Source organism: Acidimicrobiia bacterium (assembly GCA_029210695.1).
GTDB lineage: Bacteria > Actinomycetota > Acidimicrobiia > Spongiisociales > JAHEDJ01 > JAHEDJ01.
In genome coordinates this window covers 23,493-45,922 of sequence record JARGFH010000029.1, presented here as the reverse complement: position 1 = coordinate 45,922, position 22,430 = coordinate 23,493, and the positions used below count along the sequence as shown (strand labels likewise).

General features: G+C 63.7%; 18 protein-coding genes. 6 read left to right on the top strand and 12 right to left on the bottom strand.

Features of this window, described 5'->3' with window-relative positions:
• Positions 1-35: 35 nt before the first annotated feature.
• Genes P1T08_10725 through P1T08_10715 form a run of 3 tightly spaced genes read right to left on the bottom strand, consistent with a single transcriptional unit; the run spans position 36 to position 2,753 of the window.
• Entirely contained in the window at positions 36-626 is a 591-nt protein-coding gene (locus P1T08_10725; GenBank protein MDF1596550.1) for an ABC transporter permease, read from the bottom strand.
• Positions 623-1,804 carry an ABC transporter permease gene (locus tag P1T08_10720; protein ID MDF1596549.1) on the bottom strand — a complete coding sequence of 394 codons (1,182 nt, stop codon included), beginning with the start codon at positions 1,802-1,804 and terminating at the stop codon, positions 623-625. The genes P1T08_10725 and P1T08_10720 overlap by 4 nt, the downstream gene beginning before the upstream one ends.
• A gap of 1 nt (position 1,805) precedes the next feature.
• A complete protein-coding gene (locus P1T08_10715) occupies positions 1,806-2,753 on the bottom strand; it encodes an ABC transporter ATP-binding protein (GenBank protein MDF1596548.1) in 948 nt (315 codons plus the stop codon).
• Between the two features lie 136 nt (positions 2,754-2,889).
• Between P1T08_10715 and P1T08_10710 the strand changes: the two genes are divergently transcribed.
• On the top strand, positions 2,890-3,516 hold the full coding sequence (locus P1T08_10710) for a phosphoribosyltransferase family protein (protein MDF1596547.1): 627 nt from the start codon (positions 2,890-2,892) through the stop codon (positions 3,514-3,516).
• Between the two features lie 170 nt (positions 3,517-3,686).
• Here P1T08_10710 and P1T08_10705 read toward each other — a convergent pair whose 3' ends face one another.
• From P1T08_10705 to P1T08_10675, 7 genes are all read right to left on the bottom strand, one after another.
• Positions 3,687-4,991: a radical SAM protein gene (locus P1T08_10705; protein MDF1596546.1), complete on the bottom strand. Its 1,305-nt coding sequence runs from the start codon at positions 4,989-4,991 to the stop codon at positions 3,687-3,689.
• A 29-nt stretch (positions 4,992-5,020) separates the two neighbouring features.
• Positions 5,021-6,406: a GAF domain-containing sensor histidine kinase gene (locus P1T08_10700; GenBank protein ID MDF1596545.1), complete on the bottom strand. Its 1,386-nt coding sequence runs from the start codon at positions 6,404-6,406 to the stop codon at positions 5,021-5,023.
• Between the two features lie 48 nt (positions 6,407-6,454).
• On the bottom strand, positions 6,455-7,360 hold the full coding sequence (locus tag P1T08_10695; GenBank protein MDF1596544.1) for a 2Fe-2S iron-sulfur cluster-binding protein: 906 nt from the start codon (positions 7,358-7,360) through the stop codon (positions 6,455-6,457).
• Positions 7,357-9,174 carry an NAD(P)H-dependent oxidoreductase subunit E gene (locus tag P1T08_10690; GenBank protein ID MDF1596543.1) on the bottom strand — a complete coding sequence of 606 codons (1,818 nt, stop codon included), beginning with the start codon at positions 9,172-9,174 and terminating at the stop codon, positions 7,357-7,359. The genes P1T08_10695 and P1T08_10690 overlap by 4 nt, the downstream gene beginning before the upstream one ends.
• Position 9,175: 1 nt before the next feature.
• Positions 9,176-11,071 carry a molybdopterin-dependent oxidoreductase gene (locus P1T08_10685; protein MDF1596542.1) on the bottom strand — a complete coding sequence of 632 codons (1,896 nt, stop codon included), beginning with the start codon at positions 11,069-11,071 and terminating at the stop codon, positions 9,176-9,178.
• A gap of 91 nt (positions 11,072-11,162) precedes the next feature.
• Entirely contained in the window at positions 11,163-12,095 is a 933-nt protein-coding gene (locus tag P1T08_10680; protein MDF1596541.1) for a pyridoxal-phosphate dependent enzyme, read from the bottom strand.
• 69 nt (positions 12,096-12,164) lie between these two features.
• Positions 12,165-12,557 carry a DUF2237 domain-containing protein gene (locus P1T08_10675; protein ID MDF1596540.1) on the bottom strand — a complete coding sequence of 131 codons (393 nt, stop codon included), beginning with the start codon at positions 12,555-12,557 and terminating at the stop codon, positions 12,165-12,167.
• Between the two features lie 120 nt (positions 12,558-12,677).
• Between P1T08_10675 and aceE the strand changes: the two genes are divergently transcribed.
• Positions 12,678-15,365: a pyruvate dehydrogenase (acetyl-transferring), homodimeric type gene (aceE, locus tag P1T08_10670; protein ID MDF1596539.1), complete on the top strand. Its 2,688-nt coding sequence runs from the start codon at positions 12,678-12,680 to the stop codon at positions 15,363-15,365.
• On the opposite strand, the gene P1T08_10665 is transcribed toward aceE, so the two are convergent.
• Together P1T08_10665 and P1T08_10660 are read right to left on the bottom strand one after the other, a co-directional pair.
• Positions 15,355-16,296 carry a hypothetical protein gene (locus P1T08_10665; protein ID MDF1596538.1) on the bottom strand — a complete coding sequence of 314 codons (942 nt, stop codon included), beginning with the start codon at positions 16,294-16,296 and terminating at the stop codon, positions 15,355-15,357. The two genes, aceE and P1T08_10665, sit on opposite strands and share 11 nt — an antisense overlap.
• A gap of 19 nt (positions 16,297-16,315) precedes the next feature.
• Entirely contained in the window at positions 16,316-16,492 is a 177-nt protein-coding gene (locus tag P1T08_10660) for a hypothetical protein (GenBank protein ID MDF1596537.1), read from the bottom strand.
• 146 nt (positions 16,493-16,638) lie between these two features.
• Between P1T08_10660 and P1T08_10655 the strand changes: the two genes are divergently transcribed.
• From P1T08_10655 to polX, 4 genes are read left to right on the top strand one after another with little or no spacing between them, the layout of a single operon-like run.
• Positions 16,639-17,607: a MoxR family ATPase gene (locus P1T08_10655; GenBank protein MDF1596536.1), complete on the top strand. Its 969-nt coding sequence runs from the start codon at positions 16,639-16,641 to the stop codon at positions 17,605-17,607.
• Position 17,608: 1 nt separating this feature from the next.
• On the top strand, positions 17,609-18,553 hold the full coding sequence (locus P1T08_10650) for a DUF58 domain-containing protein (GenBank protein ID MDF1596535.1): 945 nt from the start codon (positions 17,609-17,611) through the stop codon (positions 18,551-18,553).
• The gene (locus tag P1T08_10645) at positions 18,550-20,622 is read left to right on the top strand and encodes a transglutaminaseTgpA domain-containing protein (GenBank protein MDF1596534.1); all 2,073 of its coding nucleotides are present in this window, start codon (positions 18,550-18,552) and stop codon (positions 20,620-20,622) included. Before P1T08_10650 ends, P1T08_10645 begins: the two co-directional genes overlap by 4 nt.
• Positions 20,623-20,635: 13 nt before the next feature.
• Positions 20,636-22,369 carry a DNA polymerase/3'-5' exonuclease PolX gene (polX, locus tag P1T08_10640; protein MDF1596533.1) on the top strand — a complete coding sequence of 578 codons (1,734 nt, stop codon included), beginning with the start codon at positions 20,636-20,638 and terminating at the stop codon, positions 22,367-22,369.
• Positions 22,370-22,430: the final 61 nt, after the last annotated feature.

Sequence of the window (22,430 nt, the reverse complement as noted above, 5' to 3'; positions counted from 1 at the left end):
GCGTAGTAACCATCAGATTGGCAGAGCCCTCCTAATCAACCGGGAACCCCTACACCCCGCTCAATTCCGAAGCGCCGGAAAACCGACTCGCCGGCTGTGCGAACATCGACCCGAACTCCGGGGACCAGGTCCCGCAACGACGCCACCATGACCAGATTGCTCTCGAGATCTCCGATACCCTCCGCCGCCGCGAACCGGGCGGCGCGGACCGATGCGCTCTGCTCGGCGATCGCCGCCTCAACTGACTGCTTGAGCGTCCCTCCAAATGTGTTCGGCGGGGAGTAGTACCGAAGCTCGATGGAACCGCCGCCGTGCACGAGCTCGCTGTAGTCAGACGGCACAACGAGCCCTGCATCGACCCGGTTGCGCGCCACCCCGTCTATGAGCGCAGCTTCGTCGTCGAACTCAACGAGGTCGACCTCACCCGTCTCGAGTGTCTCGAGGAGGTCGGTTCCCAATGAGCCTCCCGCACGACCGAGGACGCCCAACTGCGGATTGAATGAACCACCAAAAGCCGCTCCCATGACGACGATGATGATGAACGGCAGCAGCACGATGAAGAACAGTCCGAGGCGGTCTCGTGAAAGTCGCGTCATGTTGACCCGCGCAATGGTGAGCGCCTTCATCGGCCCACCACCAGTTGCCTGGCGCGGAGCAGTCCGATCCAGCCCGTCACTATGCCGATGGCGAGCATGACCCCAACTGCAGGAAGAACATCAACGACCGTCCCCGACGCCGAAGCCAGCTCATCGAGTCCACGCAGGAACCAGGCATGAGGGGTGATGAAGCTCAGTCGCGACACAAACTCCGGAGCCCGGTCGAGGCTGAAGAACGTGCCACCGAGAATGGCCAGCGACATGGCCAGAATGGCATTCCATCCAGATGCCTGCTCCTCAGTCTTCGCCATGGTCGCCGCCATGGCAGATACTCCGGTCGCGGAGACGACGGCCGCCAACACCAGGAGAGCGACTCCGAGAGGGTCGCCCCAATCGGCCCCCAACAGCCGCGTCGAGGCAACGGCCAGCACGGTCATAGCGATCGCACCGAGTACGAATCCGGTGAGAGCCTTTCCGATGACGATGGCCCACGGGCCGACCGGGGCCGCCACGAGGCGCGGGAGCGTCCCCTGGCGGCGCTCTGAGAGGAGGCTCAGAATGCCGAACTGAGCCGTGAAGAAGAGGAACATGATCGCCATCGACGCTGAGTAGAACGTCTTGTCCGACATCTGTTTGGAGTCGGCTTCGACTTCGTCGACCAGAATTGATGGTTCGAACACCGCGGCGCGCGCGGAGAGGCCGGCCAACGCGTCCGACTGCACCGTCGTGAACCCGCCGAGCGCGGCCGCTACCGACAGCGAGACGGCATTGACCTCTTCCGCGTACCGCGTCGCAATGGCCTCGGCGATCTGCGTGGCCAGCGCAGAATCGATGTTGCCGATGATGGTGAGCGTTGCGTCGTTGCCGCGCTGGATTGCCTCCGAGAACCCGGCCGGGATGATGAACGCCGCACCCATCTCGCCGCTCTCGACCATGCCGGCGGCCGCCTCCCGATCAGGCACGGCCGTGAGGTCGGCAAATCCGGCGTCGGCGACGCCCGGCAGTACCTGTCCGGTCAATAGCGCGGACACGGGACCCTGATCGAGGTCGACGACGGCGTAGTCGGTATGGAACCCCTGGTCGGAAGGTATCAACAGGGCAAAGACGGCTGCGAGTGCAAACGGAGCGATGACTGCCATGATGATGGCCGAGCGGTCCCGCAGTCTCTGCCGGAGATCCTTGGCGGCGATGATGAGTGCGGCGCGCATGTCAGTCTCGCAATGCCTTGCCGGTTAGGTGCAGGAACACGGCTTCGAGGTCGGGTTCAACCACGTCGACGCTCTTGACCGCGGCACCGGCGGTCGACATGACCAGGAGAAGGGCAGGAAGGATGACCCGGGCATCGGCAGTGAGGATGTCAAGGCGATTGTCTACCTTGCTCACATCCTCCACGCCGTCGACGGATCGGGCAGCAGCGGCGGCACCATCGACATCGCCTTCTGCGATTACGCGAATCCGGTCGTGCTGACCGACCAGTTCGACGAGTTGGCGTCGCGTTCCTTCAGCCTTCAACTGACCCTGATCGATGATTCCAACCCGGTCGCAGAGGCGCTCGGCTTCCTCCATGTAGTGCGTCGTGTAGAGCACAGCCATGCCTTCGCCCGAAAGCTGCTCCACGCTATCCAGAATGGCATTGCGACTCTGTGGATCGACGCCGACGGTCGGCTCGTCCAGAATCAAGAGGCTCGGCTCATGAAGGAGGCCGATGCCGATGTTGAGGCGCCGCTTCATGCCTCCGGAGTACTCGTCCGTCTTGTCCGCCCGGCGATCGGACAGCCCGGTCACCTCCAGCACCGCGTCCGTTCGGTTCTTCAGGGCCTTCCCGGTGAGCCCGTACAGCCTGCCAAAGAAGGCGAGGTTTTCCTCCGCGGTGAGATCGGGGTATATCGCCAGATCCTGCGGGACATACCCGATCCACCGCTTGGCGTGCGTCTGTCCGACATCGATTGCCTCGCCGACCACCTTCACTTCGCCGACATCTCGCCTGAGGAGGCCGCAGACCATCGAAATCGTTGTGGTCTTCCCTGCACCGTTGGGCCCCAGCAACCCGTAAGTCTCACCCAGATCGATGTGGAAGCCGACGCCATCGACGGCCTTCCGCTCGCCATAGCTCTTGTGGAGGTCCCGGCAGTCGAGAACCCGGGTCGTATCAACCATCTCTGTCTCCCTTTGCTGAGCAGGCCGACGATGCCATGAGGTTGTGATGCCGTCGCTCCCGCCACACAAACTACCGTTCCATTCACCTCCCCGCGGTCTTGTGACGCTGCGCCCAGCGGGCGATACTGGTGAAACGGTGTTTCACGATCGTTTTGACGCCGGCAGGCAACTCGCCCAGGAACTCGGTGAATATCGCGCCGAGCACCCGGTCGTGCTCGGCCTCCCGCGCGGAGGCGTCGCGGTTGGAAAACCAATCGCCACCCACCTCCAATGTCCGCTCGACATCATCGTCGTTCGCAAGCTCGGAGCGCCCGGCCAGCCGGAACTCGGAATCGGGGCGATCGCCGAGCACGGAGTGCGCGTGGTGAACGACGATCTAATGCGGTACCTGCGAGTGAGCGAGGCACAGCTGTCGGCCGTCGAAGCGCGCGAGCGGGCAGAACTCCAGCGGCGCGTCGACCGGTACCGTCGCCAACGACCAGAGGTGGCTCTGGAAGGGCGGGTGGCAATCGTCGTCGACGATGGTCTGGCCACCGGGTTCACGGCCAGAGCAGCCGTCCTGGCTGCTCGCCGCCGACATGCCGATCGGGTGATACTGGCCGTGCCGGTTGGGGCCAGAGACACGATAGAGGCGCTCGCAGCCCTGGCAGATGGCGTCGAAACGGTTTCCGCACCGAGAGACCTGCGCGCCGTCGGCTTCTGGTATCGAGACTTCACCCAGACGACTGATGAAGAAGTGCTCCGGTTGCTCGAGGACGGCTGAGTCGCGAGGAGTAACACACCGCTAGTGGTCCGTCGCGGATTTGGTGACTTGGTCTCCTGCCGGACGATCCCCGCTGTGGCAGGGTTCGTGGCACTGCCTACCCCGGTCATCAAATAGCAGACAGACCACTAGGTCCGCAGACCGCCCAACTGGCGGTCGGAGGGCTCCGCTCAGCAAAACCACGGTTCGGTGAGCCGTGGCCTCCCTTCGCCGCTCGAGAGCCGTACGGATTCTTCGTCGATCCCGGCCGCAGCCAGGATCTCCCTGGTCATGGTTGCGAGGACCTCGTCCCGAGAGAGACCGGTTGCCCCATCAACGAGACGTACCAGGCGGGACTGGAGAGCGTCGAGGACCGGGTCGGCCGCAATCCATGAGTAGCTCAACGCCTCGGCATCGTAAGGACCAGGTTTCCACTGGGACTCGGGGAGGTCCAGCAGCAGAGATCCGGACGGTATCAATAGCCTGATCGTCAGCTGGATGGGATCAACATCGAGATCGTGGCGATCCATGAACCGGAGCATCTCGACCAGGTCTTCCAAGGTCGACCATGGGGTGAAAGGAAGCCAGGTAGGGCGAACGTCGATGCCACAGGCACGCAACAAGTGGACGGCCTCTGCCAAATCCGACGCCGTATGTCCCTTGTCGAGGATGTGCAGTATCTCGTCGTTGGTGGTCTCGAAGGCCGAGACCACGAACACAACACCGAGCTCCGCCATCCGCCCAAGGAGGTGGCGGTGCCGCAGCAGGTGTTCCACTTTGATTGTGACATCGAAGGTGAGCTCAGGATTCCGGAGGCGTGCCTCCTCGAGAACCCGGAGCGCGTGGGCGGGCCCGTTGAGGAAGTCCGGGTCGGAGAAACTGATGTGCCCGGCTCCTGCTGCCACCTGCCGGTCGATGTCTTCGAGAACGATCCGACGGTCGATGGGCCGAAACTTGCCGTCGTAGACAACCGGCACCGGGCAATGCCGGCACCGGTAGCGGCACCCGCGCGTTGCCGCGGTTGATCCCGCGGTACGACGCCGTCCGGCCAGCTCGAGCCCCACATAGGCCGTCAACGGAGCGAGGTCGGAACGATCGGGGGCGAACCGTATTGCCGATTTCTGGAGATTCACAACCGCCCCTGCTCCTAATCCAGCCGCCCACCGGATGAGGTCGGGCTCATACTCCCCTGCCAGAGCGACCGCTCCGATGGGGAGATCGGATGCTCCGGCGTAAAGGCCGAAGAAGCACAACGGAATGTCCGGCCGCATCTTTCTCACCGATTGCGCGGCGCCCAATGCAATCCTCATCGCCGTGTGCATCGGGACTGCCAGGGCAACCCCTTCGGACCACGCAACATCGGGTTCCCTGAGCGGCTCGAGACTGAGATCGCAGACCCGCACCTCGTGCCCGGTCGAACGCAGGGCGGCTGCAGCCGATGCGACGTGGAATGGTTGGTGACCGAGTTCGTAGGAGGAGATGAGCAGGATTCTCACTGGACCCCCATCCTACGTTCGATCCTCACCTACGGGTCCACCGTGGTCGGCGGTAACTCGAACCAGAACGTGCTACCCCGACCGGGTGTGCTCTCGACGTCCAGCGTCCCCTGATGAGCCTCTACGATCTTCCTGGCGATGGCGAGGCCGAGCCCGGTTGAGGTTTCGCCGCCGGTTGGTTTGGCCTCGGCGGTCTCGAAGTACTCGAACAGCCGTACCTGGTCTGCCTCCGATATGCCGGGGCCCTCATCCGTGACACCGACCCGGATCACATCATGTTCAATCGTGAGCGTCACCGAGACAACACTGCCCATCGGGGAATACTTGATCGCATTCGACAGCAGATTGTCGAGGACCTGGCGGATCCGGGTCCGATCGGCTTCGATCACCGCCGGGCTGCTCTCGACCAGCACGACCCGGATATCTTTCGGGCCTGCCAGGTATCCGTGTCGATTCACGGAGTCGGCAACGAGCGCTTCGAGATCGAAAGTCTCTCTATTCAGTTCGAGCCTGCCCGACTCGATATGAGCTACATCCAGTAATTCGTTGACGAGGGCGAGCATGTAGCCCGACTGCTCTTTGATGTCTTTGATGAGCATCTTTCGCTCGACGGGGGCAAGATAATCGGCCTCGTCGAGGAGGTCGGCCGTGACCTGAATGGTGGCCAGGGGGCTCCGCAAGTCGTGGCTGACCATCCCGATGAAGGTGTTCTTGATGTCATCGAGTGCTCGGAGTTGCCGGTTCTGCTCCTCGATGGCCGCCGCCCGCTCGGCGAGCTGACTGGTCAGCTTCCCCTTTTCGATGACGCCAGCCAGTTGGTCTGCGATGCGTTCGAACGTGTTCGTGTGGATCTCTGAGTAGGCCCCCGGCTCGAAACTCGAGAAGAAGAGGAACCCGACTGCCTTCCCGTCAATGAGCAGGGGGCAGGTCAGCGACGATTGCACGCCCTCCTCGACGAGCAACCGGGTCGACTCCGACTCAGGCCGGGTGGCGAGGTACGAACCAAGATCGTTGATGATCCTCGGTCTCCCCTCCGCCAGGATCCCGGCCAGGCTCGTCGTCTCGATCGGTAGTGCGTACCCGGCCCCGAGGCGAACCAACTCGGATTCCGAGCGCAACCAGCGCGCCGTGACGATTCCGTCGTTGATGAGCGAGAAGCCGATACGATCGTACGGGATCACATCGCGGAACCCGTTGTAGATATCGTCGAGGACTTCGTCGAGCAGTAGTCCGCCGCCAACGTGCGCAGCGAGTTGATCGAGAGCCAGGAGATCCCGATAGTTGACCTCGACCTCTGCAGCGAGCGCGTTGATCTCGGTGACGAGAGCTTTGGCATCGGAAGGCAAATCTGATTGCAGTGCGGAGCAGAGTTCCTCGAGCCTCTTCAGGCGTGTTTCGACGTCGGTCTGTTGCATCTCTTTCCCGGGGTTTCGTATGCACGCTAGTGCATATCGTGGGCGTGGTTAGTCGGCGACCGACCCGCCCACCACATGGGTCCACCCGAAGCGACCTTTGATACAGAGATTGCCCACCGTGACGTCATGATCAACCGGGGCATCGACCCGTACGATGGCCCCGTCCTGAACCGTCAGGTCGAGGTTGCATCCGACCCCGCAGTAGGGACAAACGGTCCTGGTCACCGACTGTCGATCCTCATCCCACTCATCCGCCGCCCTGAGATCGAACTCGGTCTTGGGCACGAGTGCCCCGGTTGGACATACGGCAATGCAGTTCCCGCAATAGACACAGGCCGATTCGGGCAGGAACACGTCGAACTCGGTGGCGATTCGTGCGTCGAAGCCGCGCCCGGCAACGCTGATCGCAAAGGTGTTCTGGGCCTCGGGGCCGCACGCCTGTACGCACTGGTAGCACAGGATGCACTTGGCGTAGTCCCGGACATAGAGGTTGTCCTGAATGAGGGCAGGCGGTTGGTGACGGGCGAAGGAAAGACCGTCCGGGTCCTGATGCCGGCCGGGCCGGCTCGGAGCGGAAGTCTGATTGGCCGGGAGCGCCGTCTGGAAGCGGTCGGGATCGATTTCGTACTCTTCCATCCATTGGCGGGCCTCGTCGGAGACGAGCGAGAGGTCAACCGACGAGGCGAGCATCTCGAATACGAGTTTCCTGGCGTGGCGCACCCGGGCGCTATCGGAATCGACCACCATCCCCTCCTCGAGTGGGCGGGAACAAGCCGGGACGAGGGGACGGTTCCCTGCCACCTCGACGACACAAACCCGGCAGACGTTGGGAGCGCTCGCCTGCGGCAGATAGCACAGCGTCGGCGTCCCGACACCGTTGCCGGCCAGCGCCTCGAGCAGAGTGGCCCCGTCCGGAGCAATGGCCGGCTTCCCGTCCAGTGTGAACTCGATCATACGCCACCTCGAATCAGGCCCAGGTCGATGGCAGATCGCACCGCGTTGGCGGCGGTCTGGCCGAGTCCGCAGATCGACGCATCGGTCATCGCTTGACCAACCTCCCGGATCAGAGGAGCTGCATCGAACCCGGCGCGCGCCCTCACCAGCAGTTCTTCCTGTCGCACCGTTCCGATCCGGCATGGTGCACACTGACCACACGATTCGTCGCGGAAGAAGGCGGCAATCCTGGCGACGATATCTGCCATATCCGTGGCGGAGTCGAACACGACGACGGCTCCAGATCCCAGCGATGCCCCATATTCAGCCGCCCTCTCGTTCGCCAGTGGCATTTCGAGCGCTTCGCGTCCGATGAAGGTCCCGGCGGCTCCGCCGAGGAGGACCGACCGGAGGGATGATCCGTTGCGCATCCCTCCTGCAAGGGCCAGGAGGTCCTGCAGTGTGGTTCCGAACGGGACCTCGTAGACCCCGGGAACACCTACATGCCCGGAGATCGCAAAGACTTTCGTGCCGGTCGATAGATCAGTTCCGAGTTCACGGTACGCCTCGGGTCCCCCCGTGATGATGATGGGGACATTGAGCAGGGTCTCGACGTTGTTCACCACGGTTGGGCGGCCGAAGAGACCGGCCTGCGTTGGGTAGGGTGGCTTGTTGCGGGGTTCTCCACGGTATCCCTCGATCGAGTTGAACAGGGCCGTTTCCTCGCCGCAGATGTAGGCGCCGGCGCCTACCCGCAACTCGATGTCGAACGACGTGCCCGAGCCGAGGATGCCGTCTCCGAGCAAGCCGGCAGAACGGGCGGAGACCAGCGCGGCGGCCAGTCGTTGTCTGGCCAGCGGGTATTCACCGCGCAGGTACACGAAGCCTTTGGAGGCGCCCACCGCCAGCGCAGCAATCGTCAGTGATTCGATCAGGGCGAATGGATCCCCTTCGATCAGCAGCCGATCTTTGAACGTGCCGGGCTCCGACTCGTCGGCGTTGGCAACTACGTAGCGGGGGGCCGGTTCGGCTGCCGCCATGTCCCACTTGCGGCCGGTGGGAAACCCGGCCCCACCGCGCCCCGTCAATCCCGAGGCGGCAATGAGAGCCCGGATGGTGGCTGGACCGATCGCCAGCGCCTGTTCGAGGGCCGCGTACCCGCCGTTGGACCGGTACGACTCGAGGGAGGCCGGATCGACCCCTTGGACGATGCGTCGCAGCAGCCGGACTTCGGCAGGTCCCTGCGGCGTGGTTGATCGGTCGATCCCGAGTTCGAGGTTCATGCGGGCGAGCTCGGCTAAACCGTCGAGCGGCCGGCCGGACAAATCGGCGTGCACAGGACCATGATCGAAATCGTCGGTTCCTGTTCGTTGCACGAAAACGGCCGGTGCCCGATCACATCTGCCCAGGCAGGGGCTGCGGTGCCAGCCGACCGCTTGACCGGTTCCCTCAGGACCGAAAACGCGTTCACATTCATCAATGAGCTCCATCGCCCCATTGGAGCGACAGACGATGTCGTCGCACACATGGAGAACATCGGGCGCCTGCTCAGACAACGCCAGCATGCTGTAGAACGAAGCGACCCCGTACGCATCAGCAGGAGGCACGGAGAGGGCCTCGCACAAGTGGTTCAGAGCTCCATGGCTGATCCATCCGATCCCAGACTGGAGAGCGTGGAGGCCGGGCAGGAGCAGTTCCCTCAGTTCCCTGCTGCGCGGCCGCTCGAGCCTGGTCTCCTCGGTCAATCCGTTCGCCGACGGTTGGCCCTCCATGAACAGGTCGATCACGGACCGCTCTGCTGCAGTTGCCTCGGCCTGCGCGAAGTGGAGATCCAATTCAGGCTCCTATCTTCTCGATCCGAATGGCCGAAGCCTTGAACTCGGCGGTTCCTGAGCGTGGGTCCCAGGCGTCGATGGTCAGAATGTTGACGTCGACCTCGTCCGGGAAATGGAAAGCCATGAAGGCCAGGCCCGGCCGGAGATTGTGGTCCACCCGGACAGGCGCTTCGATTGCACCGCGCCGCGACACGATCCGCGCCACCTCCCCATCCTCGAGTCCGAGCCCTTCTGCATCGCGGGGGTCGAGATCGATGCATCCGCCCTGCCGTTTGGGCGAGTCCATCCGGCTACTTTGAACGCCGGTGTTGTACGACTCGAGGTGCCGGCCGGTGGTCAACCGGATCGGGTATTCGTCGGTTAGCTCGTCGACGGGCGGGGCATGCTCGACCGGAGTGAACGGGGCCGGGGGGCCTTCGGGCGGATCCGCCCACAAGCGGCCGTGAAGGAACAGTGCGCCCGGATCATCTTCCGAACGATAGGGCCACCGCAAGCCGCCCTCGGCCTCGAGGCGTGCGTAACTCATGCCGGCGTGCATCGGGGAGAGCTCGCGTAGCTCATTCCAGATGTCCTCGGCAGCCGAGGAACCCAGGTCTTTCCCGAACCGTCCGGCCAGTTCGGACAAAATGTCGGTATCGGCTCGCGCTCCTTCGGGCGGATCCACGGCCTTTCGTACTCGCTGCACTCGCCGCTCGGACGACGTCACGGTGCCTTCCGTCTCGGCCCACGAAGCGGCCGCCGGAAGCACGACGTCTGCCATTTCGGCGGTCTTGGTCAGGTAGAGATCCTGCACGATCAGCGAGTCGAGTCCCTCCAGCAGCGTGCGCGCCCGCACAGCCTGTGCTTCGCTCTGGGCAGGGTTCTCGCCGATCACGTACAGGCTGCGAAGGTCACCCCGCTCCATGGCGTCAAACATCTCGCTTATGTTCCACCCATTGTGATCGGGAATCCTGCTCACCCACTTGGCTTCGAATCTGGCACGTAGCTCTCCATCCTCGACGTCCTGAAAACCCGGCAACTTGTTGGGAAGGGCACCCATGTCACCGCCGCCCTGGACGTTGTTTTGGCCCCGGATGGGCACCAGGCCCGATCCATAGCGACCGACGTGCCCGGTCAGCAAGGCCAGGTTGATGAGTGCGAAAACGTTGTCGGAGCCGTTGTGGTGCTCGGTGATTCCAAGGGTCCAGCACAGCTGGGCGGTGCCGGCCGTGGCATAGGCATGGGCGAGTTCACGAATGCCCTCTGCCGGCACGCCGGTGACCGCCTCGGCGCGCTCGAGCGTCCATCGCTCAACAGACTCCCGGTAGTCCTCAAACCCGACGGTGGCAGTGCTGATGAAGGCCTCGTTGGCGAGACCGGCGGCGATGATCTCGCGACCGACCGCATTTGCCAGCGCAATGTCGGAGCCGACGTCGATGCCCAGCCACAAGTCGGCCCACCGGGCCGACGAAGAGCGACGCGGATCGATGACGTACAGGCGCGCTCCGCGCTTCACACCCTTGAGGAGGTGGTGAAAGAAGATCGGATGTGTGTCGCGGGCGTTCGAACCCCAGAGGATGATGAGATCGGTGTTCTCGATCTCGCCGTAGGAGCTTGTTCCGCCTCCTGCTCCGAAGACCGTCGCCAGACCGACGACGCTGGGAGCGTGTCAGGTGCGGTTACACGAGTCGATGTTGTTGCTGCCGACGGCCACCCGCATGAACTTCTGCGCGAAGTAGTTCATCTCGTTGGTGGCTTTCGAGCAGCTGAACATCCCGACCGAGGTCGCACCGTGCTGGTCGACCGCCTCCTGGATTCCGAGGGCGGCGCGGTTGAGCGCCTCGTCCCATGTTGCCGGGCGAAGCCGGCCGTCCTCCCTGACCAACGGTTGCGTCAGCCGATCGTATCGACGGGTCACGCTGCACCTCCTTCCGCGTCGACGCTAGCGCGACTGTTTGGGTTTCTCCGCAATGTAATGGCGCGTCACGCGCCATTACATTGCGGAGAAGTCATCTGGACAGCCAGCGAAAGTCGGTATTGCCCCCGCTGACGATGACGCCGACCCGGCTTCCTGCGATGTTCATCTTCCTGGCCGCCGCCAGTGAGACCGCGCCGGACGGCTCGACCACCATCTTCATCCGCTCCAGGAAGAACCGCGCCGCCTCGACGATCTCATCTTCGTCAACGATGACGATCTCGACGTTGCCGTTGAGGAGGGCGAAGTTGCGTTCCCCGAGTCCGGTCAGCAGCCCGTCCGCCAGGGTCTGAGGATTCGCCACGGCGGAATGCCGAACGCCGTCCCGAATTGATCGAAAGGCATCGTCGACTGCTTCCGGCTCCCCTCCGACCACCTTTAACCTTCGGTCGATGGCACGAGCGACCACCGTGGTACCACCCAGTAGGCCTCCGCCACCGACCGGCGCCACCACGAACTCGAGATCGGGAACATCGTTGATGAGCTCCAGCGCCGCCGTTCCCTGGCCGGCGATCACGAGTGCGTTGTCATAGGGATGAATGAGGTTCGCACCCGTTTCCGCAATGAGCGCTTGCGTCCTCTCCTCTCGCTCTGCCTGCTTGCAGAACACGACCTCAGCTCCGTAGCCGCGCACTGCCTCCACCTTGACGGCAGGGGCGTGGTCCGGCATCACCACCCAGGCTGGGATACCGCGCACGGACGCCGCGTAAGCCAGTGCCTGACCGTGGTTGCCGGACGAATGCGTCGCCACCCCGCGGGCGGCCTCGTCATCAGAGAGAGCGACAACGGCGTTCGTCGCGCCTCGTGCCTTGAACGCTCCGACCTTCTGGAGGTTCTCACACTTGAAGAACACCGATGATTCGAGCTCTCGATCCAGGGTTGCCGACGTGAAAACGGGCGTGCGATGAACATACGGCTCGATGCGGTCGGCTGCCGCCAGCACGTCATCAATGGTGGGCAGGTCCATAGTCGTGAGTGTACGAGGTCGGCTCGCCAGGAATGAGGGTTGCCTCCGACCGCCCGGTCGAGGAGCCGGTCAGCTCTCGAGACTCCCCGGGTCGGTTGGCACATCGACGGCGTGTTCCTGGAGGACGGCCAACGGGATCATTTCGAGAGCGCGAGCATGCGTGGAGGCGAGCACCACCGGAGCGGCCACACCGTCGAGGTGCGCACGCAACCAGTTGGCGGCCGTCACACACCAGCGGTCGCCCGGCACGAGTCCGGGAAACCGGTAAAGCGGCATCGGACTGCTGAGATCGTTCCCGATACCACGCTGGTGCTCGAGGAACTCCTGCGTCACGACGGCGCAGACGGTGTGGCTCCCGGGATCGTGTGGCCCCGTTCTGCAGGAACCGTCACGGTGAAAACCGGTCATGGGATCGGTCCCGCATGACTCGAGAGTCCCGCCCAGCACGTTGAGGTCGTTCACCCGGGCATTATGGCTCATCACCGACGAGCGATCCGAACCAGGCGGCCGGGAGTATCGACGACTCCTCAGCGCATCCTTCCGGGCCGGGTATTCTTTGCGAACACCGCTTCGAGGGGCACCATGATCATCGACGACTTCATCCAGCAGTTTCCCGACTCCGACCCGGCCGAAACGCTCGAGTGGCTCGACTCGCTCGACGCCGCCGTCGGTCACTCCGGCGCCGGGAGGGGCAAGTATCTCCTCAGCCGGATGATCAAGCACGCTCGCGAGATCGGTGTCGATGTGCCGGTCATGGTGTCGACGCCGTACATCAACACGATCCCACCCGAGGCCGAGCCATGGTTTCCCGGCGATGAACAGATGGAGCGTCGCATTCGTCGTGCCATCCGTTGGAACGCGGCAGTGATGGTCATCAATGCGAACTTTCAGGCTGAGGGAATCGGCGGTCATCTCTCCACCTTTGCCTCGTCGGCAGCCCTCTACGACGTCGGGTTCAACCACTTTTTCCGCGGGAAGGAAGACGGTCTCCCGGGCGATTCGGTCTATTTCCAGGGTCATGCCGCGCCGGGTATCTACGCCCGTGCTTTCCTCGAAGGCCGCATCACCGAAGAGCAACTCGACCACTTCCGTCGGGAGATTGCCGGCAACGGGCTCTCGTCCTACCCCCATCCCCGCCTCATGCCGGAGTTCTGGGAGTTCCCCACCGTTTCGATGGGCCTCGGTCCGATCAACTCGATCTACCACGCCCGGTTCCTCAAGTACCTGCACAATCGGCGGATCGACGATGCCAGCCAGTCGCGAGTCTGGTGCTTCCTCGGCGACGGCGAGACGGACGAACCCGAATCCCTCGGATCGATCACCCTCGCCGCCAGAGAGAAGCTCGACAATCTGACCTGGGTCATCAACTGCAACCTCCAGCGCCTCGACGGACCGGTCCGCGGAAACGGCAAGATCATCCAGGAACTCGAGGCGATCTTCCGGGGGGCAGGATGGAACGTCATCAAGGTCATCTGGGGATCAAATTGGGATCCACTGCTGGCGGCCGACACGGACGGCGTCCTGGTCGACAACATGCAACGTCGGGTCGACGGCGACTACCAGCGCTACAAAGCGCACGACGGCGCCTACGTGCGTGAACACTTCTTCGGTCCGGATCCCCGACTTCGCCATATGGTCGAACACATGACCGACGACGAGATCTGGGCTCTCCGGCGCGGCGGCCACGACTACAAGAAGCTCTACGCGGCCTACAAGCGCGCAACCGAACTGACCGGCGCCCCGACGGTGATTCTTGCCAAGACGATCAAAGGATGGACACTCGGTCCGGATGTCGAAGGCCGTAACGCCACCCACCAGATCAAGAAGCTGAACATCGCCCAACTGATGGAGCTCAGATCCAGGCTCTCTCTCGAGGACGTTGTGCCGGCGCTGGGCGAGCATGACGAGCCTCCGTACCTGCGTTTTGAGGAAGGGTCACCTGAGCATCGTTATCTGATGGAGCGACGTCGTGCGCTCGATGGTTCGCTTCCCTCCCGTAGCGTCGAAATCCGCCGCCCGCTCCAGTTGCCTGCCCCCGAAGCGTTTGCCGAGTTCGACGGCGGCTCCGGCAAGAACGAGGTGTCGACGACGATGGCCTTCACACGGCTGCTCCGCAACATGACGAGGGACGAGAACTTCGGTCCACGAGTCGTGCCGATCATTCCCGATGAGGGAAGGACCTTCGGGATGGATGCCCTCTTCAAGGAACTTGCGATCTACGCCTCAGACGGTCAGAAGTACGAACCAGTCGACGCCCAACTGCTGCTCTCGTACACGGAACGCAAGGATGGGCAGATCCTCGAGGAGGGCATCACAGAAGCAGGGTCGATGGCGAGCTTCACCGCCGCCGCCACCTCGTATGCAACTCGCGGCGTTCCAATGGTTCCCTTCTTCACGTTCTACTCGATGTTCGGGTTCCAGCGGGTCGGAGATCTGATCTGGGCGGCCGCCGACAGCCGCGCCCGCGGCTTCCTGGTGGGAGCCACGGCGGGAAGAACCACGCTGGCCGGCGAAGGTCTCCAGCATCAGGACGGCCACAGCTTGCTCCTCGCCTCTGCGGTGCCGGTCTGTGAGGCCTACGACCCGGCTTTCGCCTATGAGATGGCCACGATCATCCGCAGAGGCATCGACCGGATGTATGGCGATAACGACGATGTGTTCTACTACCTCACGATCTACAACGAGAACCACATCCAACCGGTCAAACCGGTCGGAGTCGAAGACGGCATCATGGCCGGGCTCTATTTGTGGCAAGAGGCTCCGCACGACACGTCCCACCGTGCCGCCATCCTGTTCTCGGGAAGCGCCCACGCGGCTGCTCGCCAGGCCCAGGAGGAACTCGCCGAGCACTACGACGTGGGCGTAGAGCTGTGGTCTGCGACCTCATACAAGAAGTTGCGCGAAGAGGCCATGTCGATCGATCGCTGGAATCGGCTGCATCCGGAGGAAGAAAAGCAGGTTCCGTACGTCACCCGTTTGCTGGAGAACGTCGGAGGGCCGGTCGTCGCAGTCACGGACTACATGCAGGCTGTGCCCGACATGGTGGCACGGTGGGTGCCGGGAACCTTTTCCGTGCTCGGGACCGACGGCTTCGGCCGCTCGGATACCCGGGAAGCGCTCCGCCGCTTCTTCGAGACCGATGCGGGTCACGTCACAGTCGCTGTCCTCTCCGCACTCGCTCAGGATGGCGTGATACCAATCGAACGGGTCGCCGACGCGATCAAGCGCTACAGCATCGACCCGGATCTGGCGGATCCGTTCACTCGCTGAGTCGTCTGAACGCATCCGCCAGCCCGGCACGCAGCCCGGCCAGATCTTCGTCACTCCAGGACGCCGGATCTTCCCTCAGGAACGAGGTCAGGTCGCCCCGATTGTCGAATACGGCCGCCGGTAGCTCGAGTATTCGGTCTCCCGACTTCACCTCGATCGTGCCATCCAATGGGGACTGCGACATGAGCCAGCGGAAGTCGTCCATCCCGTAGTCGTCCATCATGACCTGCTCGGGGACCCCATGGTGCAGAATCGAGCCTTCCTCGCCGGGAATCGAGCGTTCGCGGTTCTTTTGCCGGCTCTCCTCAGGCGTCACCCATATGTAGAGGGCCGCCGACCGCTCGAGTATCGGGGCCGCCAGCAACGACAGTGAGTACTGATATCCGAACGGGGCTGGCAATGGACAACTTGACCCGGCCGGTCCACCGCGGGCGAACTCGATCAGCACCGTGCCACCCGGCTCCAACCGTCGCGCCGAGACCTCCTCCAGCAACAGCCTTGCCTCGCCGTCGATCGATTCCTCGATATGCCGGACCACGGCCGTATCCAGGAAGTCGAACGAGGGGCCGGCGCCGGCCGCCTCTCTGGCGTTGACCATCCTGCGAACGAGCCACCGGCCGGCGGATGTCTCTTGCGACCCCGGCCCGCTGAGCGCCGCGTAGTCCTGGTTGATGAGGTGAATGAGTGTGCCCCAATCGCGCTGATCGATGAAAGGGCCGGGGCCTGCGAAGAAAGGTGGGGCCACACCGAGGTGCTCGGCTTCCTCTGAGATCCGTCGCATCAGGTGAACGTATGGGAAATCGTCGAGCTGGACCATCGGCCTGAGACCAAACGTCTCCATCCGCTCCCCGGCTGAAAGCGTGTCGAGGTACCGGCGAATCTCGGACTTCCCCGAGGCCGGTAGGGCGAGGAGCAGCAATACCTCGATCATGCCCGGCTTCCGATCGCGCTCAGCCGGCCTTCGACTTCTCCTGCGGCACCAGCAGCGCCCCCGCCAGGGACGAACGGTGGCCATCGTCCCACTCGACCTCGACCGAGTCGTGATGGAAGCCGATCACCTGGCCGGTCCTCGGCCTCTGCCCGGTCTTCTTGGTGAGTTCCTTCACCCGGGTACCTTTGCGTAGCACTTCCTCCTCCTGACCCTTATACCGCAAAACTTACACCCGCCGGCCACCGCGCGGTATCGAGTCGAGGGACAACGCTTCACCCGGCCTTGACCGATCTCGAACCCTAATCACTAAATGACCCCATCTACCGTGCCGATGCAGGTGGAGTGCAATCAGTCAGTCCTTTTCCTCCCCCGCCCCCGATCAGCGGGCGGGCGGCGCAGGTCGCCGCCGACCTCTTTGCCAACGTCACGCTCGCCTTGCGTGGGAAGCCGGACCAGGCGCGCCTGGCGCTGGCTGGGCTCTTGTCGGGTGGCCATCTTCTCATCGAAGACGTTCCGGGAGTCGGCAAGACCCTGCTGGCCAAGGCCATAGCTCGATCGGTCGGTGGCACATTCCGCAGAGTCCAGGGCACGCCGGATCTCCTCCCCGCCGACCTGACCGGGGTGACGATCTTCCGCAGGCAGTCTGAGACCTGGGAGTTCCAGCCCGGACCCCTTTTCGCCAACGTCGTCCTTCTGGATGAGATCAACCGGGCTACCCCGCGAACACAGGCGGCCACACTGGAGGCCATGGAGGAGCGGCAGGTTACGGTCGACGGCCACACCCATGCCCTGCCGGATCCATTCCTCCTCATCGCCACACAGAATCCATTTGAGCACGCGGGTACATTTCCACTGGTCGAAGGACAGCGCGATCGGTTTTCACTCGTGCTCGAACTGGGCCTGCCCGGACGCGAGTCGGAGCGGGAATTGCTCCTCGGTCACGGCGGTACGGCTGCCCTCGCCCGACTCAAACCCGTCACCGACCCCACGGCACTGGCGAACGCCATCGCCGAGGTCCACCGGGTACCGGTGCACACGGCGGTGACCGACTATGTTCTCGACATCACGGCCGCCACCCGCTCGCACCCGATGGTGTCGCTGGGAGCCTCACCTCGTGCCAGCCTCTCGTTGTTGCGGGTCGCCCAGGCACACGCCACCATCGTTGGACGCAGTTTCGTCGCACCCGATGACGTCAAACGCGTGGCCGCCGCGGTTCTGGGGCACCGGATCATCCTGTCCGGCGGCGACCTCCGGACCGCCACGGCGGTCATCGACGAGATCCTCGCCAAGCTCGCCGTGCCCAGGGGCTGACATGTCCTGGAGGGATCGGGCCCGCTTTCTCCCGACCCGGGGCGGCATTGCTCTGATCGTCCTGAACCTCGGGATCTTCGGGGCGGCGCAGACTACGGGTGCGGGCTGGTTGGCGGTGCTCGCCTCGCTCGTCGCCGGCGCCCTGGCAGTTGGAGCCATCTGGCCGCTTGTGCTCGTTCGCTCAATCGTGCTGGACGCTTCAGGTCCGGTCGACGCGGTCGCCGGTCGGCCGTTTGCTCTGGCCCTTCGGATCGATCGGCCGCGGGCAGGCGTACGGCTCGAGATCCCTGCGCTGACGACCCCTGCGGTGTGGGCGCAACCGCCGTCACAGGGGGTCATCCCCGTGAGCGCTCCCACGCGTGGGGTTCTCCACCAGCTGACGATTGAGCTCTGGTGTGCAGCGCCGTTCGACCTCTTTGCGGCGCGCAGAAAGATCACCGTGGACCTGCTTGATCCTATCTACGTGGCACCGCAGCCGATCCCGACGCGCTTGCCCGATCGACTGGCGGGTGGAGCCGGCGGAGATGGAACAGGAGCAGGGGGCACCGGGCCTGGAGACATGGTCCGGAGCCTTCGCGAGTACACGCCCGGTGATGCCATGCGCATGGTGCACTGGCGAGCGAGCGCCGGAAGGCCAGATCTGGTCGTCAAAGAACTGGAACCTCCGGAACGTCCCCATCTGGCGCTGATCGTCGATGTGAGCGGCTCTGATGCCGAACAAAGCGCCGGCGAGGCTGCCGGCCTGATCCAGACGGCCAGGAGGGACGGGCTCCCGGTCACCCTTTCAACGTTCACCGCGCAGGGACCGGTGATCGGAGATGTGGGATCTATGCGGGAGGCGGGCCGTCGCCTGGCGGGGGCCATGCCGGGGGTACCTCCTGCCGGTCCCCTTCCGGCCGGGGCCGAGGTCATCCGGGTGGGAAACCAAACGGGCGGTGCGGGATGAACACGCCGTTCTGGAGATCGGCACCCGTCGCCGATCCCGAATCATCGAAACCGCTCCGGTCCGCAGTTCTGGCCACCGTGCTCATCGCCGCCATCGGAATCATCAACGAAGGGCTGGTCGGCCCGGCCACAATCGGAGTTTCACTCATCGGTATCCCACTGGCGTTCTGGTGGTCGTATCACCGGCGCCATCGAGAATCAGCGATGCTCAAGCTCGGGATCGCGGTTGGATTGGTTGTGGCGCTCGCCGGGTTCGTCGGGCAGATCAGAGCCGCACAGATCGTGTCCGCGATCGATGTGCAGATCCCGCTAGCCGAACTCTTTCTCTGGGTGCAGTTCCTCCACTCGCTCCATCTACCCGCCCGGCGCGACCTGATGTTCTCGCTGGCTTCGAGCCTCGTGATGCTGGCCGTCGCCTCCGTGCTCTCCGTGGGAATGGGTGTCGGAGTCTTCATCGTTCTCTGGGCAGCCGGCGGGATTTCGAGCCTGTACATGGCGTATATGTCTCGCCTCCAGACTGCAGTACCGCTGGGCGAGACATCGTCCAACGCCCGTTCGGTGGCCGGACCGGCGGGAGCAGTCCTGGCCTGTGCGGCGGCCGCCTTCCTTCTGATGCCGGCCGCCAGGACGCTGAACCCGATCGCCTTCCCGGCCGAACTGTCGATCATCTCGAGTCTGATGCAGCCGGGAGGGTTCTCGAATCCATCGCTCGGCGGCAGCGGTGATGGGTCCGGCGATCTCTTTGATCGTGCTTCGTTCGGTTATTTCGGATTTGCCGACTCTCTCGATACTTCATTGCGAGGTCGTCCGGACGACACGCTGGTGATGCGGGTCAGAGCCCCTGCCCCGGCGTTCTGGCGAGGACAGACCTTCGATGTTTGGGATGGGCGAACGTGGACCTCCTCGAATGGCGACGCAGTGCCGATCTCAGGCGACGGGTCGATCAGGCCTTTGACCACGGCTGGCGATGATCTGGCGGGATGGCCGGGGTCTGATCGCTTCGTTCAAACGTTCTACATCGAGCGGCCGGGCCCCAATCTCATCTTCGGCGCCTACCGGATCGATGATGTGTTCTTCACGGAGCGCTCGCTATTCGAGCTCGAGGACGGAACCCTGCGTACCGGCGTCAATCTCGGCAGAGGCTCGATCTACACCGTCGTGAGCGAGATGGCCCGGGTCGATGAGGATATGTTGCGATCGGCTGATCCGCTTCGCCTCTCATATTCAGGTGTCGACCGCTACTTGCAGCTGCCGAACGTGCCGGACCGGGTCCTAGAACTCGCCAGGAATGTGACGGCCGCCGCGCCGACCACCTACGACAAGATCCTCGCTCTGGAATCATGGATGAGCGAGAACACCACCTACAACCTCGACGCCCCGCCACTCACACCCGGCGCCGATGCCGTTGATCAGTTTCTATTTGTCGACAAGCAGGGATTCTGCGAGCAGATCGGATCGAGTCTGGTCGTGATGCTCCGGTCCCTCGGCATCCCGGCGCGGCTGGTGATCGGCTACACGCCTGGAGAACGCAATCCATTCACCGGTTTGTACGACGTGAAAGCATCCGATGCCCACAGCTGGGCCGAGGTGTACTTCCCGGGAGTCGGCTGGCAGGGATTCGACCCGACGGCCCGGGTTCCCCTCTATGACGGCGGCTCCAACAGCCGGGCCGGTAGCGGATTACTCGACTACCTGGCCGGCCGGATCGACTCCCTACCGTCATATGTCGGGCGGTCGCTGCGCGTAGCCGGCCTCGGAGCCGTGGTGGTCGTTCTCGGGCTGCTTGGTTGGAGCACTGGTGCCGAACGGAGACGAGCGCGGCGTCGATCGTGGGCCGACAAGACCCTGGCCGCCTTTGAGGACATCGGAGCACACCGTGGCCTGATTCGGCCGCCTTCCGACACACCACTCGAGTACCTCGAATCGCTCGAACAAGCAGGGATGGCGGGGGCGCGTCGCGCGGGCGAACTGATAACGGTGGCGGCCTACGGTGGCGGGGAGATCGAGGAGGCGGACATCAGGGAGGTCTCGGAACTGCTGGCTGCCCATCGCACGGGGCGACGCCGGTAGTAGATTCCGCCGCGTGGCTACCAAACGCGACATCCTTGCCCTGCTCGACGAACTCGCCGAACTGACGATTCTCGATGAGGGCGACCCACAGTCGTTCAGGGTGCGCGCCTACGAGAACGCACGGCGCTCCGTCGAGGCCGAGTCCGGCGACGTGGTGAACATGTCGGAAGCGGAACTGGTGGCACTCAAAGGCATCGGAAAGAGCACGGCCGCCAAGATCCAGGAGTTCGTGTCGACCGGGCGGTCCGAGAAACTCGAGCTTCTCCGCACTACATATCCGCCTGAATTCGTGCGAATGACCAAGATTCCCGGTATCGGGCCAAAGACGGCGCGACGACTGAGAGACGAGCTGAGGATAGAGAACCTCGCAGGGCTCGAAGCTGCGCTCGATCAGCAACTCCTCCGCGAACTACCCGGATTCGGTCCGGCCAAAGAAGAGAAGATAGGACGAGCAATCGAACAGCTCGGATTGCGGGGCAAGGAGTTGCGGTTTCCCATCGCGGAAGCATGGCCGGTGGCCGCCGCGTTGGTGGAGGAGCTCAGCAAAATGGAGAGCGTGGTTGCTGCCCAGTTTTGCGGCAGCCTGCGCAGGTTTCGCGAAACGGTTGCAGACGTCGACGTGGTGGTGGCGGCAGCTGATCCGGATGCCGTCAGCGGATACGTACCGGACCTGCCGATCGTCGCCGAGGTCCTCGGCCATGGAGCGACCAAGACGTCGTTTGTAACGGCCGCTGGCCTCCAGGTGGACGTGCGGGTCGTGGAACCGCAGGAGTACGGAGCCGCCACACAGTATTTCACCGGTTCGAAGGCTCACAACATCGCGGTTCGGCAAATCGCGCTCTCCCGCGGGCTGACCCTCAACGAGTATGGGCTGGTTGCGATAGAAACCGGTGACGTGGTGGCGTCGGCGACCGAGGAAGACATCTATCAGTCCCTCGGGCTCCAATGGATTCCACCACCGATGCGTGAAGGAATTGGTGAGATTGAACTGGCCGCAGCCGGGAACCTTCCAACCCTGGTGCAGCTCGACGATATCCGCGGCGACCTCCACGACCACACCGACCGTTCCGGAGATGGCCGTGCCTCACTCGGAGACATGGTGAGCGGCGCGCACGAGCACGGTCTCGAATACCTCGCCATAACCGACCACGGCGAAGACCTGACGATCAACGGAGTCTCCCGCGCAGAGCTTCTGCAGCAGAGAGCTGAAATTGCAGAGTTGCAGAAACAGTATCCGGATCTCCGGATCCTGCATGGATGCGAGCTGAACATCTCAGTCGATGGGGGCGTCGACTACGACGCCGAATTCCTTGCCGGGTTCGACTGGTGCGTCGCCAGCGTCCACGACCACTTCGACCGCTCCGCCGATGACCAGACGATCCGGCTCATTACTGCCATGCAGAACCCGGCGGTCAACGCTATCGGCCACCTGAGCGGCCGGATGATCGGGCGCCGCCCGGGTATCGAGTTCGATGTCGAAGCAGTACTCGAAGCCGCCGCCCTGACCGGGACCGCGCTCGAGATCAACGGCGCTCTCGAACGGCTCGACGCGGCGCCGGAAGTGATCCGGGCCGGAATCCCACGGGGCGTTCACTTCGTGATCTCGACCGACTCGCACCATCCCTCCGAGATGCGACGGATGGAGTGGGGAGTCGCCAACGCGCAGCGCGGCTGGTTGACGCCCGACCGGGTGGTCAACACGTGGCCCATCGAGCGTTTCCTCGAATGGATCGATTCTCCGCAATAGAGCGGCGCGTCACGGTCCATTGCATTGCGCAGAAAATCCTGGAAGGTTTCTCAGCAATACT

Excerpts from the sequence above, each read along its gene's own strand:
- P1T08_10665 (MDF1596538.1), bottom strand. The coding sequence starts at position 16,296 with ATGATCGAGGTATTGCTGCTCCTCGCCCTACCGGCCTCGGGGAAGTCC.
- P1T08_10680 (MDF1596541.1), bottom strand. The coding sequence starts at position 12,095 with ATGGACCTGCCCACCATTGATGACGTGCTGGCGGCAGCCGACCGCATC.
- P1T08_10720 (MDF1596549.1), bottom strand. The coding sequence starts at position 1,804 with ATGCGCGCCGCACTCATCATCGCCGCCAAGGATCTCCGGCAGAGACTG.
- P1T08_10725 (MDF1596550.1), bottom strand. The coding sequence starts at position 626 with ATGAAGGCGCTCACCATTGCGCGGGTCAACATGACGCGACTTTCACGA.
- P1T08_10700 (MDF1596545.1), bottom strand. The coding sequence starts at position 6,406 with ATGCAACAGACCGACGTCGAAACACGCCTGAAGAGGCTCGAGGAACTC.
- P1T08_10695 (MDF1596544.1), bottom strand. The coding sequence starts at position 7,360 with ATGATCGAGTTCACACTGGACGGGAAGCCGGCCATTGCTCCGGACGGG.
- P1T08_10715 (MDF1596548.1), bottom strand. The coding sequence starts at position 2,753 with ATGGTTGATACGACCCGGGTTCTCGACTGCCGGGACCTCCACAAGAGC.
- P1T08_10645 (MDF1596534.1), top strand. The coding sequence starts at position 18,550 with ATGAACACGCCGTTCTGGAGATCGGCACCCGTCGCCGATCCCGAATCA.
- aceE (MDF1596539.1), top strand. The coding sequence starts at position 12,678 with ATGATCATCGACGACTTCATCCAGCAGTTTCCCGACTCCGACCCGGCC.
- P1T08_10650 (MDF1596535.1), top strand. The coding sequence starts at position 17,609 with ATGTCCTGGAGGGATCGGGCCCGCTTTCTCCCGACCCGGGGCGGCATT.